The sequence below is a fragment of the Oceanisphaera sp. genome, from assembly GCF_052084945.1.
Lineage (GTDB): Bacteria > Pseudomonadota > Gammaproteobacteria > Enterobacterales > Aeromonadaceae > Oceanimonas.
This window is the reverse complement of record NZ_JBQDEX010000024.1, coordinates 13,288-25,303: the sequence shown is the minus strand read 5'-3', so window position 1 is coordinate 25,303 and position 12,016 is coordinate 13,288. Positions and strand designations below refer to the sequence as shown.

The following is a 12,016-nucleotide window of genomic DNA, read 5'->3' as shown; positions in this document are numbered from 1 at the left end:
TCGTTAAGCTTGCGTTTGGCATAGTCATTTCATCACTAATGATTATGTGGGGGACAACATTAAAAGAGGGACAATAAAAAAGGCAACTTAAGTTGCCTTTATATGTATGGTGTTAATGATATTTAACGCTAAAAGTTATAGTTCAATACCACGCCAGTTAGTACCTGAGTCGCATCACCCACCTGCTTAACAATGGGGCTATCTTTAGCATCACCGGTTAATTGAGTCACCCCAGCTACACCGGTCAGAGTCCAGCGTTGAGCAAATTGATAGCTGACATTGCCTGTTAAACCTAGGCGTAAATATCCTTCGCTTGCTTGATATTGTTTTAAGCCACTGCGCGCTGAGTCACGAGCAGAAACGTTAAACATATCTTTGGTCCAAGCACTGCTGCTATAAGACAATGACGGTGAAATGCCGACATACCATTTTGGCGCAATTTGCTCTTGTAAATCGGCTCGTAGTGACACTTTATATCCGTCCACATCGCCAGTGACAGGAGCTTGTGCCTTGATACTATAACGCCAGGCGCTAGGCTGGTAACTGACCCGCACCCCTGCGGTCATGCCTGCATCTACTTTTTCGAAGGCGCTAATATCCCCTTCATTGTCTCGCCCTACGTGGTAGCCTAAAAATGGAGATATGGTCCAATTTTGCTGCTGATAAAGGTTGACTCCTAACCCATCGCGCCAGCTTAAGTAAGCAAAGTCACCGTAATTAAGCTCAATATCAGGCACTGCGCGACTGGTGTAATCATTACTGCCTAAATAGTCAGGCGTCATCATTACGCCAGCACCAATACTACCGCCCCAAGGAGATTGAGCCAGTGCAGGAGCGGCTAGTAATGGGGTGAGTAGGGCAAGAGAGCACAGAGGTAAACGAGACATAAAGCGATGATCCTTTTATGATTTTTACTGTATATGTCCGTTAGTTTACCATGAGGGACAGGAGGTTAATGTTTGTGACCGCCCGTTATGGGTATAGAAAGTTGATTGTACTCATCTTGTGAAGAAGAGCACCAGTAAACAGGGAGGAAGAATATGCCTATCTTACTCAAGCGAGCCTATGAACCAGCTCAGCCGCAAGACGGTTATCGAGTGCTGGTGGATAAGTTATGGCCGCGAGGTGTCAGTAAAGCAGAAGCGACGTTAGATGACTGGTTAAAAGATATAGCGCCCAGTCATGCGTTGCGTCAGGCATTTCATAATGAAGAGATAACATGGGGAGAGTTTAGAAATCGCTATTTAAGTGAGCTCACCGCGTATAAAGAATTGTTACGAGCGTTAGTAGCCAAAGCGAACCAGCGCCAGGTGACCTTGGTGTATGCAGCCAAAGATGAAGAACATAATAATGCCGTGGTGCTAAAGCAATATCTGAAGATGCTGGGATGAGATATAGTGGTCGCATAGAGCGCTTGGCACTTAGCCCCAAGACCTAGCTCGACTTATTCGGTTGTGTTGTGATATCAATTCGAAAAACTAACTGATCAGGTTTTATGGCTTCTGTAGAGTCGATTTCAATCGACTAAAAACTATAGCAAGGCCTAAGAGGTCGAATAAATACGATCCTACGCTCGGTGTAGATTGGTATGAATATTATGGCTTACGTTAACGTTTGAGCATCCAATAAAAAACCCAGCCTAAACTGGGTTTTTAGATAGCACACTCAATGATGGTAAGTTTAGTGGTCTGCTAACGCTTTATTCAGTGTAGCACTGGGGCGCATTGCCTTATCAAGCGCTTCAGGAGCGATATGATAATATCCTTGCAACCCTGCTGACTTGCCTTGTACCGCTTCAAGTTCAGACAAAATTTTGTCTTCAAGGTTTGCTAACGTCTCGGCGAGTGGGGTGAAGTGTGCGGCCAAGTCGGCATCTTCACTTTGAGCTGCCAGCTGCTGTGCCCAATAGAGGCTAAGGTAGAAGTGGCTACCTCGGTTGTCTAACTCGCCAGCTTTGCGCGAAGGAGACTTGCCGTTATCCAGTAGCTTTTCTGTGGCTTTATCTAAGCAAGTTGCCAACACTTTAGCTTTGCTATTCCCCTCTTTAATACCTAGCTCTTCTAGCGAGACTGCCAAGGCTAAAAATTCACCTAATGAATCCCAGCGCAGGTGATTTTCTTCTAGCAGTTGCTGCACATGTTTGGGCGCAGAGCCACCAGCACCGGTTTCATACATGCCGCCACCGGCCAACATGGGCACAATAGACAGCATTTTAGCCGAGGTTCCTAACTCTAAAATTGGGAACAAGTCCGTTAGATAGTCTCGTAATACGTTACCAGTCACTGAAATGGTATCTTGGCCACGAACAATACGCTCCATTGAAAAGCGGATGGCTTCGTTGTAAGACATAATCTGAATATCTATACCGTTCAGATCATGTTCTTGTAAGTAAGTTTCCACTTTCTTGCGCAACTCATTATCGTGAGCACGCTCGGCGTCTAACCAGAACACGGCAGGAGTGGCCGATTGACGAGCGCGGGTTACGGCAAGCTTAACCCAGTCGCGCACGGCGGCATCTTTAGTTTGGCAAGCGCGCCAAATATCACCAGCTTCTACCGCATGCTCCATCAGTACTGTGCCGTCTTCGCTAACAATACGCATGGTGCCATCTTGGCTCATTTCAAAGGTCTTATCATGAGAGCCATATTCTTCAGCTTTCATGGCCATTAAGCCAACGTTAGGCACAGTGCCCATGGTGACAGGGTCAAAAGCACCGTTGGTCTTGCAGAAGTTGATGACTTCTTGGTAAATACGGGCATAGGTACTTTCTGGCATCACAGCTTTGGTGTCTTTTAGCTTGCCATCACGTGCCCACATTTTACCTGAGCTGCGGATCATGGCCGGCATAGAGGCATCCACAATCACATCGCTAGGTACGTGTAGGTTAGTAATGCCTTTTACTGAATCGACCATCGCCATTTTTGGACGGTGCTCGTAGCAGTCGTGAATGGCTTCTTCAATTTCTTCTTGAGTAGACAGTGGCAGGCTTTTTATTTTTTCTAATACGCTGTTCATGCCATTATTAGGGTTTACCCCTAACTCTTCAAACACGTCACCAAATTTTTCAAACACGTCACGATAAAATACTTTTACCGCATGGCCAAAGACGATGGGGTGAGATACTTTCATCATGGTGGCTTTTACGTGCAAAGACCACATAACCCCTGAATCTTTACAGTCTTGCATGGTTTGTTCAAAGAACTCATCCAGTGCTTTAGCACTCATAAACATGCCGTCTAGCACTTCGCCTGTTTGTAGCGGCAGTGACTTTTTAAGCTCAATATTGCCCGCGTTATCAACAAACTCAATGCGTACTGTTTGTGCTTTATCTGAGGTTATGGACTGTTCACTGGCAAAAAAGTCGCCGCCATTCATGTAATCCGCATGAGAGCGAGAGGCTTTACTCCAAGTACCCATTGAATGAGGATACTTACGCACAAACGCTTTCACCGCACTGGGGGCGCGACGGTCTGAGTTACCTTGGCGCAATACTGGGTTCACGGCACTACCAATAATGCGGGCATAACGCTCGGCGGCAGTTTTTTCTTCGTCGGTATTCGCTTCTTCTGGCAGGTTTGGAATATCAAACCCTTGGCCTTGTAACTCACTTATACAGGCTCTTAGCTGAGGTACAGATGCACTAATGTTAGGTAGCTTTATGATGTTGGCGCTAGGGTCTTGAGTCAGCTCACCCAGCTCACTCAAGCCATCGATTACGCGCTGACCTTCAGTTAAGCGCTCAGGAAATGCGGCCAAAATACGGGCGGCAAGAGAAATATCGCTGAGCGTAACATCAATACCTGCACTGCTGGCAAAGGTGCGCACAATGGGCAATAAAGAATAAGTAGCTAAAGCGGGAGCTTCGTCGGTCATGGTATAGACAATAGTCGAATTTTTTTTGGTCATTATTTCGCTCTTTCCCTGCTTGATAGTTGGGCTAGCAACGGCCTACTGGATTCCAGATACAGCAACACTATGGCGCTGATTTAAGCTGTTGCAGTAAATACTCGAGGCCATTGTATGACAGATGCCACCCAAGGTTTAAGTGACTTAGGTCAATTCTGTGCTTTCGAGCCAGTAATCGGGATAAAACCCAGCTGATTCCCCCCTTTGGTGGGCATTTATGACGGGAGTACCGAGTAAGCGTACCCGAGAATGACTCAGGTAGGCATGTTGGCTGCAGTTACTTTTTTCAGTTGGTGACGTTTTTTGTTTAATAATATAATGAGGCTCCGGTGCTAAGCACGCGGAGCTAATGATTATGAACGCTAAGGTAGCGTTAGCTTAAGCAGATTGTTGGGCAGGCTTTTGTTGGGGTATCTCTTCTATTTCCACTATTTTAGAACGACTCATTACCACTTTCCAGCGCTGTACATTGGGTGGGTTATGGCCTTGAACTTCACGAGTTACTAAGTTGATTAGGTAGCGCTTTTCTACTGGGTGGCGAGCAACTTGGCCTTCTTTTAATTGATAAACATGGTGTGAGCCCTTCTCCATTAACTTGGCTAACAAGCTTAAATCTAGCTGTAGGGTTTCTCGGGTTTGTTCATAACCACTTAAAAAACGTGTGGGCAGCATGCGCGAGTGGCTACCGTAGTGCATTATTACTTCTTCTTTTTGCGTTACGCTGGCATGGCGAGCGGCTAAAATATCTTCTTTTAGTTTGGCTGGACGACGGTAGTCAAACCACTCAAGTTGGCGGCCAACAAGTTGATTTGAATGTACATCAAAGTATTGGCGGCGCCACTTAGGGCGGCCTTTGCGCAACCATCGCCACAGGGTGTTACGCAAATCGTCTTTAAATATTTCACGCAAGGCATACAGTAACGCCAGTACTAAAATAACCAGTAATGAAATGCTGCCTAAGGTCTCGCGCACTTCAAATACTGCCAGCGACATAGCTGTCATAACCACGGCGGTTACACTGGCTTTTAGTGCTTTTTCTTCGCCGCCCCCCAGCTCTTGCGTTTTTTCTTTTAAGGTTACTGGATATTCAATAAGACGGCGTAGTAGGCGCATTTTGTTTGAAATACGCGATAGAGCTTCTGTGGTGTGACTAGAATTATATTGCAGTTTTACCCTGTGCAGATGTTCCGCTTCACACACACCTAATAGCAATGTTTTGGTCGTTTTGTATTCTTTACTACGGGGCAGGTGGGCAACGAGTGATAATAGCCGCTGCTCGGTAAACCAAGATAAGTAATTATCAATATTGACGTAATATTTACGCAGTGTCTGATCACTTGGCACATTGCGGCGTAAGCGGCGCAAAATATCTTGCGTTAGTGTAATAAGCTCAGTGACAGCGTCTTGGGTGGCGCCATCTTTTTCATTGCGTAGTTCGTTGCAAGACTGCTCTAAGCCAATGGCATATTGATAGGCGTATAAGCTCAAGCTTAGGCGATACTGATCCGATGAAAGCTCCCCACGACGTGCCAAACGACTTAAAATTAAGGGTAAATAAGGCCGGTCACTAAAATACGTTCGCTGCACATGAATCGCGCTGTGATAAAAGTCTTCTTCTGGCACCACATTGGTATTGAGGCCCAGCTCACCAGGCACAAATAAGTAAATATCCAACTGGTGCTCGGTTGCCTCTCTTAAAATACGAGATACTTTAAGAGAGAAGCCGTCTTTACGTTCAACGCTGATCATTAATAAGTGTCGCCCCATAAACATCAATGATGACAACATCTTAACGTATTTTTATAGACGCTGCCTTTTACTTTATTACATCTTGTTGACGGGGAGGTTAGCCAATCGTCTTTAGGGCGCAGAGTTTTACAGCGCAAACTGTGAGAATACGCCGTAAATCATAAGAAAAGGGGGCATTTACGGCGAATAGTGTGACGGTGATTTATGACAATTGATGATCTAATAAGCTAGCACGGCATAAATTGTCGTGTACGGGGCAGCGCTTACAAACTAATTCCAGAAAGGCCAGTTTTTGTTCGTCATTCAAGTCGGCATTAATATCGGCTTTAATATTAATGTGTTTAAAGCCCACAGGATCGTCACTAGGGTGTCCCGCTAAGCCTGCGGGATTAAGGGTGCCTTCAACCTCAACATTAATGCCATTAAGCGTAAAGCCTTGTTCGCGAGCCACCATTTTTGCAATTGTCGATACGCAACCTGCCAGTGAAAACAAAAAAGTATCCAATGGGTTAGGGCCCGCATCACCTGCGGCTTCTTGGTCGATAATGAGTTTATGGTTGCCAATTTGTGCGCTCACTTGCCAATTATTTGCCATTTGAGTGCTTACTTTATACATTTTATCAGCCATAGCTGTGCTCTCCTTATATTGGTTTATTAATATATTCTAATATAGTGAAGGCGAAAGCAAGCTAATCGCTGTATTTGTTAAGCGTAACGCTGTTGGGCTAGCTATTTAACAGCAATTAGCGCGTAAGCAAAGCTTGAGTTAAGGTGATGTTTGCGGTGACAATGTGATTTTACATAGGAAGAAAAAAATATGGCTTTTCGTATTCGTTATCACTATGGCAAACAGCTAAAAAAAATGGGCTACGCGAATGATAAACATCACAGTGTATATGATGCAATAGCCCAAGCAGAGGGGGTTGATCTAACAGAGTTTCATCGTATGGAAGCCCAGTTAGCGAATGTATGTCGACAAGATCGCAAGACCCTGAAAGATTTTCGTGAAGAATACTTTCGAAAGCTGGGGTTTAGCGACATAGTGATAGAGCGCGAGTCTTAACTCCTCCCAATAAATGAGCGCGTAGTGTTATCTGCCTGACTAAACGCGGTATGAGCAAACGTTCGTCGTCGTCCATTTTTGCTCCCTAGGGTTGTCGGCAATAGACAGTGCCTAATGTGTTTGCCATTATGGCGTAGCCCTAACAGTTAATGGATTATCTGTGGAACAAATTAAAACCTTTTTTAACTACCATAAAGCGCTAATGCAGCGGCTACACAGTTCTGGGTTTAGTGAGCTAAATAAAGCCAATAAACTGAAAGAGCTTACGACACTTTGTAGTCAATTGCTTAATATAGACAGCGTGGCTATTTGGAGTATGAGCGATTGCGGCGACAGCATGAACCGAGAGTTGTGCTATGAGTCGCAGCATGGTCACCATCACCGGCCTTATCGCTTAGAGCGCGCCGAACATTTAGTCTATTTTAAAGCGCTAGAAGCGGCTGACATTCTTTTCACTCACAACGCCTATCAAGATCCACGCACTTGCTCACTGCGCAACAGCTATTTAAACGACAACTCTGCTATGTCAGCCATGTTAGATGTGCCCGTCTACGACAGTAATCGCTTATATGGCGTATTGTGTTTAGAAAGCCATGTTGAACGTTATTGGAGCTTAACTGATGTTGCCTGCGCCACCGTCTTTGCTGACACTATTAGTTTAATTAATACCCATGAAGCTTGGTTAAACAGTCGTAAAGAGTTGGATTACATCACTTCTTTTGATGATTTTACGGGGCTGTATAACCAAAGCTCCTTACGCTATCGTATTCAGCAGTTAATGGATCAAAAACCCCAGAGTGAATTTGCGTTACTGTGGTTTGATATTGATCGTTTAAACGCTATTAACAATGGCATGGGCGGGCAAGTCGGTGATGCGGTTATCAGTGAAATAGCAGTACGCTTAAGAGGTATGGTACTGTCAGGTAAAGACATGGTAGCTCGGGTAGGGGGAGACGAGTTTGCTATGCTTTATCATCTGCCTAAGCAAAAGGATCAGATGCATGAGGTTATTGACACCATCATGCATACCATCCATCAACCCATTCATCTTGGCACACAAGATTTGCAGATTAGCACCAGTGTTGGCATAGCACTTTATCCTAGTGATACCGATGACTTATCAACACTAATTCGTTGCAGTGAGTCGGCCATGTACCAAGCAAAAGCCGATGGTCGCCGACAAGCGCAGTACTTTAATCAAAAAAAATCTGCAACCGCAAAGGCCAGCTTTCTGATGAAAAACCAATTAATAGAAGCTATTGCTCATGGTGATTTAAGTGTGGTCTATCAACCTGTAATGTCTGGCAACGCTCAAGATATTGTGAGTTGTGAAGCCTTGGTACGCTGGCAGCATCACCATTTGGGCTTTTTATCGCCCGGTGAATTTCTGCCTCTTGCTTATGATGCAGGACTAATTGCTGATATTGATTTTTGGGTATTAGAGCAGGTATGCAAAGATATTAAATTAAGTCGTGCGCGGGGCATCATTATGCCCAGTGTTGCCGTTAACTTATCGGCAGATGCGCTAATTGATCCTTTACTAGCCGATAAAATATGGGATTTACTGGAAAAATATCAGGTGCTGGGCTCGCAAATAGAGTTAGAAATGATAGAAGACGCCATTAAAGATGATTCCAGTCAATTACAACAGACGTTAGACAAGCTGGTGTGCTTGGGCATCAAATTATCTATAGATGACTTTGGTACCGGCTACTCATCCCTGCTCAGATTAAAAAACCTTCCCTTTACCAAGCTAAAAGTGGATCGCTCTTTTATTGAACACTTACCGCAAAATGCGGATGATTGCGCTATTACCTTGTCAATCTTAGGGATGGCCGCGGGGCTGGGAATTACTGTGGTCGCTGAAGGGGTAGAAAATGCCGCCCAAGAGCAATGGTTACAGCAACAAGGCTGTAATTATCTGCAAGGGTTTAAATACCATAAACCAATGAAGTTTGAAGATTTACTGAGGGCGCTAAAAACCACATAGACTGGTTTTATTTCTGTAGCACATGGTTAGCTTGTGTAGTGTAAAGATAGTTTTGTTAAGCCTATTATGTATTATCATAAGGAAGAGAAAATGAGCTCATTAAAAGTATTATTCACCTCGGCTCTGTTGTTGGGTTCAGCTGTAGTGTCGGCCCATGATTACCATGGCGGAGCATTAGATATTGCCCACCCTTGGGCTCGTCCACTCCCGCCCGTTGCCACCGTGGGGGTAACGTACTTTACTGTGACTAACAAGAGTGATACCGAAGATGTGCTATTAAGTGCCGAGAGCTCAGTATCTGAAACAGTCGAAATACATACTCATGTCAAAGACGGTGACATGATGAAGATGCGTAAATTAGATGAGTTGGTTATTCCGGCGCATGGTGAGGTAACCTTAGCGCCGGGTGGCCATCATTTAATGCTAATGAACCTAAAAAGAGTCCCCTTAGAAGGAGAACGCTTTCCAGTTACTCTATACTTTAAAAAGGCAGGTAATGTCGCGGTAGAAGTGGCGGTTGAACAGCCCAAAGCAACACACAATGAGGAGGCCCAGCACGGTCATCATTAATTAAGTAACGTTAATGCATAAGGGCTTCTCTTATGCATTAATTGTTAAGAGCGTGACGGATAAGTAATTGGTGCACTTTTTTAATACAGATATTCTCAATATAATCCACCCCTGCTTCGTCGGCCACTTTGGCCGCCTCAGCACTGTGCACGCCTTCTTGTAGCCATAAGCAGGGCGCGTTTTCTGTTATGGCTTCTGCGGCTATAGCGGGAGTAAACTCACTGCGCCGAAAAACATCTACCAAATCAGCAGGCTGTTCTAGCTCGGCAAGTGAGGCCACGCACATCTTACCCAAAATGACGGTGCCAGCTAACTGCGGATTGACCGGCAATACATTAAATCCATTAGCTAATAAATACTGCATTACATCGTAACTGGCACGATCGGTTTTATTAGATGCCCCCACTAAAGCAATACTTTTTGTCTGACTTAATATGCGTGCCAAACGCTGCTTTTCGAGCGGGTTGAGTTCGAGTTGATCCATGATATATCCCTAGTGATAAAGCGCATTAGGCAATACGCTTTATATTTTTGACGTTAGGGCGTACGGCTTATAGTGTACCGCGGCCCGAAGGGCTCAAGCTCTCGAGCCACTGGCGTAATTGTCCCGCAGAGAGGGCGCCTGACTGGCGAGATATTTCTTTTCCCTGATTAAATGCGATTAAAGTGGGAATAGAGCGAATACCAAATCGACTAGCAGCAGCTTGATGCGCTTCAGTATCTAACTTAGCAAGGCGCAGTAGGCCTGCGACATCTGCCGCTGCTGCACCAAATACCGGAGCCATTTGCAAGCAAGGGCCGCACCAAGGGGCCCAAAAATCAACCACTAGCGGCAGTGTTTCATTCGCCAACAATCGATCTAGTTGGGCACCTGTTAAGGTGAGCGGCTCATCAGTAATTACATATGCTTTGCATTTTCCGCATAATGGTGCCTGCTGCAAACGTGACTGTGGAACTCGGTTTTTAGCTGAGCAAGCAGGGCAAATTAAAAAGTGTTCGCTCATCTGTTACATCCAGTCAGCAAGATCATAGGTGAGTGTATGCTGGTCGCCTATCAGAGTGAGAGTTTGGCCTTGGTTATCCACTTTAGCACCAGATCCCAACGTCTGAAGCACGGCAGTTTCTACCGCTTGCTCTGCAGGTGAGCAGGCCATTTTGGTACTAGCTAGTGGCTCGGCTTTAATGTGGTTTTTTTCTAAACTGGCGCTACCAAAAAAGCGGTTACAGCCAGCCAAACCATTGATTGAAAAATGCTCGGCAATTTCTAAATCAGATTTAATATCGGTATCTATTGGTGCTCCATCAATGGCAACTAAATTCCAATGATGATGCTTTAAATCAGAATCCACTACGTTAAGGCCACTACTACATGCGCTAAGAAGTAGGGCACTGCTAACCACAAGTGCGAGTTTCATCATGACTCCTTAAGTCAATATCATGGGGTAACTCCCCACTTTTCTATATAATAGCTTAGGTATATATGCTGCTATGAATAATAGTGACTACTTGGCTGTGTTTTTTCAAGCTCAGTAAGTCCACCACTATGTCAGAGAGCAACAATAAAGCGTTACTTCGTGATTATTTAAGCTCATTAATGGCACCACTTTGGGTGTAGTGAAGCAAGGATTGAGTAACCATCAATGGGAGGCAATATGCAGGTTAGTATTTTAGTAGGTAAGGCCGCCATGTTAAACAACACTATGAGTAGTGCCATTGATAAAAAGCCTATTATAGCGCGCCAATATTGTGACGTAACAGGATTGGTAGGCGACACGCAAGTATCCACTGCTTTTCATGGCGGTGTAGAGCGTGCTTTGCATTACTACCCCAAAGATCATTATGCATATTGGCAAGCGTGGTTTCAGGGGATGGGGCTAAATAGCACGGTACCTTTAGTCAATGCTGGAGCCTTTGGTGAAAATATATCAGGGACTGGGCTTATTGAACAAAACGCCTGTATTGGTGATATTTATCGCTTAGATAATGCGTTAATTCAAATCAGCCAACCCCGTTCGCCTTGCTATAAGCTAAACACCCGTTTTGGTTATGACGCTTTTTCGGTATTAGTGCAAGCAACGGGGCGCACCGGCTGGCTTTTGCGAGTATTAGAAACTGGCGAGGTGGGGCCAGAGGCAAAGCTAACATTAGCAGAGCGCCCACATCCACACATGTCTGTTAAACGAGCAGGAGACATTGTTTATAATCAAGCATACTCACGCGAAGACTTGCAAGAGTTGGCCACACTCACAGCACTGTCTGATAGCTGGCAAAAAAAGGCCACCGACTATTTAAGCGCAGGTCACATTACTGATTGGAGTAAGCGCCTGTTAGGGCCCAGTTTCTCTCGCAACGGTCAGCCTTAAGTTACTGCCCACTGCTTTTTAAGCTATGACTTCCACTTGTTGGCCATTAAATTCAACCACTTGCCCAAGTATAATCTTGCAACGCTTACGTAACTCAACCTTGCCATTAACGGTGACTAACCCCTCATCAATGACCGTTTTGGCCATGGCGCCAGACTCGCACCAACCTAGTATCTTCAATAGGTTATGTAGGGGAATAAAAGGGTGATCTTCTAAACTAAATTGTTCTTGCATGAGCATGACTCTAGATAAAAATAGTGCGGTTATTGTAACCCATGTGGATTTGGTCGTCAGTGTACTCTTTGTATTTTAGATAGGGTGGACGTCTTTAGCATAGCCACCCATTTGCCGGAAAATCCACCGCAATTTGCGTTT

At 44.9% G+C, this 12,016-nt stretch carries 13 protein-coding genes; 5 read left to right on the top strand and 8 right to left on the bottom strand.

From position 1 onward, the window contains the following. Positions 1–128: 128 nt before the first annotated feature. Complete coding sequence (locus ACTHY5_RS03875) at positions 129–887, bottom strand: MipA/OmpV family protein (RefSeq protein ID WP_441876641.1); 759 nt, start codon at positions 885–887, stop codon at positions 129–131. Between the two features lie 153 nt (positions 888–1,040). Between ACTHY5_RS03875 and ACTHY5_RS03870 the strand changes: the two genes are divergently transcribed. Then, positions 1,041–1,391 carry a DUF488 domain-containing protein gene (locus ACTHY5_RS03870; protein WP_441876639.1) on the top strand — a complete coding sequence of 117 codons (351 nt, stop codon included), beginning with the start codon at positions 1,041–1,043 and terminating at the stop codon, positions 1,389–1,391. Positions 1,392–1,680: 289 nt separating this feature from the next. On the opposite strand, the gene ACTHY5_RS03865 is transcribed toward ACTHY5_RS03870, so the two are convergent. The 3 genes from ACTHY5_RS03865 to ACTHY5_RS03855 form a co-directional block, all read right to left on the bottom strand. Then, positions 1,681–3,906: an NADP-dependent isocitrate dehydrogenase gene (locus ACTHY5_RS03865; RefSeq protein ID WP_441876636.1), complete on the bottom strand. Its 2,226-nt coding sequence runs from the start codon at positions 3,904–3,906 to the stop codon at positions 1,681–1,683. 378 nt (positions 3,907–4,284) lie between these two features. Beyond that, positions 4,285–5,655: a hypothetical protein gene (locus ACTHY5_RS03860; RefSeq protein WP_441876633.1), complete on the bottom strand. Its 1,371-nt coding sequence runs from the start codon at positions 5,653–5,655 to the stop codon at positions 4,285–4,287. A 202-nt stretch (positions 5,656–5,857) separates the two neighbouring features. Next, positions 5,858–6,283, bottom strand: a complete 426-nt coding sequence (locus ACTHY5_RS03855) for an OsmC family protein (RefSeq protein WP_441876630.1) — start codon at positions 6,281–6,283, stop codon at positions 5,858–5,860. 189 nt (positions 6,284–6,472) lie between these two features. On the opposite strand from ACTHY5_RS03855, the gene ACTHY5_RS03850 reads away from it, so the two are divergent. The 3 genes from ACTHY5_RS03850 (at position 6,473) to ACTHY5_RS03840 (ending at position 9,278) form a co-directional block, all read left to right on the top strand. Further along, the gene (locus ACTHY5_RS03850; protein WP_441876627.1) at positions 6,473–6,718 is read left to right on the top strand and encodes a DUF2960 domain-containing protein; all 246 of its coding nucleotides are present in this window, start codon (positions 6,473–6,475) and stop codon (positions 6,716–6,718) included. Between the two features lie 160 nt (positions 6,719–6,878). Further along, positions 6,879–8,708, top strand: coding sequence for a sensor domain-containing phosphodiesterase (locus ACTHY5_RS03845; protein ID WP_441876624.1), 1,830 nt, complete (start codon positions 6,879–6,881; stop codon positions 8,706–8,708). A gap of 90 nt (positions 8,709–8,798) precedes the next feature. Continuing rightward, on the top strand, positions 8,799–9,278 hold the full coding sequence (locus ACTHY5_RS03840; protein WP_441876621.1) for a copper chaperone PCu(A)C: 480 nt from the start codon (positions 8,799–8,801) through the stop codon (positions 9,276–9,278). 37 nt (positions 9,279–9,315) lie between these two features. Here the strand turns inward: ACTHY5_RS03840 and ACTHY5_RS03835 are convergent, their stop codons facing one another. The 3 genes from ACTHY5_RS03835 to ACTHY5_RS03825 form a co-directional block, all read right to left on the bottom strand. Continuing rightward, on the bottom strand, positions 9,316–9,762 hold the full coding sequence (locus ACTHY5_RS03835; protein WP_441876618.1) for a CoA-binding protein: 447 nt from the start codon (positions 9,760–9,762) through the stop codon (positions 9,316–9,318). A gap of 67 nt (positions 9,763–9,829) precedes the next feature. Continuing rightward, the gene (trxC, locus tag ACTHY5_RS03830; protein WP_441876615.1) at positions 9,830–10,282 is read right to left on the bottom strand and encodes a thioredoxin TrxC; all 453 of its coding nucleotides are present in this window, start codon (positions 10,280–10,282) and stop codon (positions 9,830–9,832) included. 3 nt (positions 10,283–10,285) lie between these two features. After that, the gene (locus ACTHY5_RS03825) at positions 10,286–10,693 is read right to left on the bottom strand and encodes an META domain-containing protein (RefSeq protein ID WP_441876613.1); all 408 of its coding nucleotides are present in this window, start codon (positions 10,691–10,693) and stop codon (positions 10,286–10,288) included. A 237-nt stretch (positions 10,694–10,930) separates the two neighbouring features. Here ACTHY5_RS03825 and ACTHY5_RS03820 point away from each other — a divergent pair, with 237 nt between their 5' ends. Beyond that, complete coding sequence (locus ACTHY5_RS03820) at positions 10,931–11,641, top strand: MOSC domain-containing protein (RefSeq protein WP_441876610.1); 711 nt, start codon at positions 10,931–10,933, stop codon at positions 11,639–11,641. Positions 11,642–11,659: 18 nt separating this feature from the next. Here the strand turns inward: ACTHY5_RS03820 and ybcJ are convergent, their stop codons facing one another. After that, on the bottom strand, positions 11,660–11,875 hold the full coding sequence (ybcJ, locus tag ACTHY5_RS03815) for a ribosome-associated protein YbcJ (protein ID WP_441876607.1): 216 nt from the start codon (positions 11,873–11,875) through the stop codon (positions 11,660–11,662). Positions 11,876–12,016 lie beyond the last annotated feature (141 nt).

Bases quoted from the DNA above. Each gene is read 5' to 3' on its own strand.
- ACTHY5_RS03855 (WP_441876630.1), bottom strand. From the start codon at position 6,283: ATGGCTGATAAAATGTATAAAGTAAGCACTCAAATGGCAAATAATTGG.
- trxC (WP_441876615.1), bottom strand. From the start codon at position 10,282: ATGAGCGAACACTTTTTAATTTGCCCTGCTTGCTCAGCTAAAAACCGA.
- ybcJ (WP_441876607.1), bottom strand. From the start codon at position 11,875: ATGCAAGAACAATTTAGTTTAGAAGATCACCCTTTTATTCCCCTACAT.
- ACTHY5_RS03840 (WP_441876621.1), top strand. From the start codon at position 8,799: ATGAGCTCATTAAAAGTATTATTCACCTCGGCTCTGTTGTTGGGTTCA.
- ACTHY5_RS03850 (WP_441876627.1), top strand. From the start codon at position 6,473: ATGGCTTTTCGTATTCGTTATCACTATGGCAAACAGCTAAAAAAAATG.
- ACTHY5_RS03870 (WP_441876639.1), top strand. From the start codon at position 1,041: ATGCCTATCTTACTCAAGCGAGCCTATGAACCAGCTCAGCCGCAAGAC.
- ACTHY5_RS03865 (WP_441876636.1), bottom strand. From the start codon at position 3,906: ATGACCAAAAAAAATTCGACTATTGTCTATACCATGACCGACGAAGCT.
- ACTHY5_RS03825 (WP_441876613.1), bottom strand. From the start codon at position 10,693: ATGAAACTCGCACTTGTGGTTAGCAGTGCCCTACTTCTTAGCGCATGT.
- ACTHY5_RS03860 (WP_441876633.1), bottom strand. From the start codon at position 5,655: ATGATCAGCGTTGAACGTAAAGACGGCTTCTCTCTTAAAGTATCTCGT.
- ACTHY5_RS03835 (WP_441876618.1), bottom strand. From the start codon at position 9,762: ATGGATCAACTCGAACTCAACCCGCTCGAAAAGCAGCGTTTGGCACGC.
- ACTHY5_RS03820 (WP_441876610.1), top strand. From the start codon at position 10,931: ATGCAGGTTAGTATTTTAGTAGGTAAGGCCGCCATGTTAAACAACACT.
- ACTHY5_RS03875 (WP_441876641.1), bottom strand. From the start codon at position 887: ATGTCTCGTTTACCTCTGTGCTCTCTTGCCCTACTCACCCCATTACTA.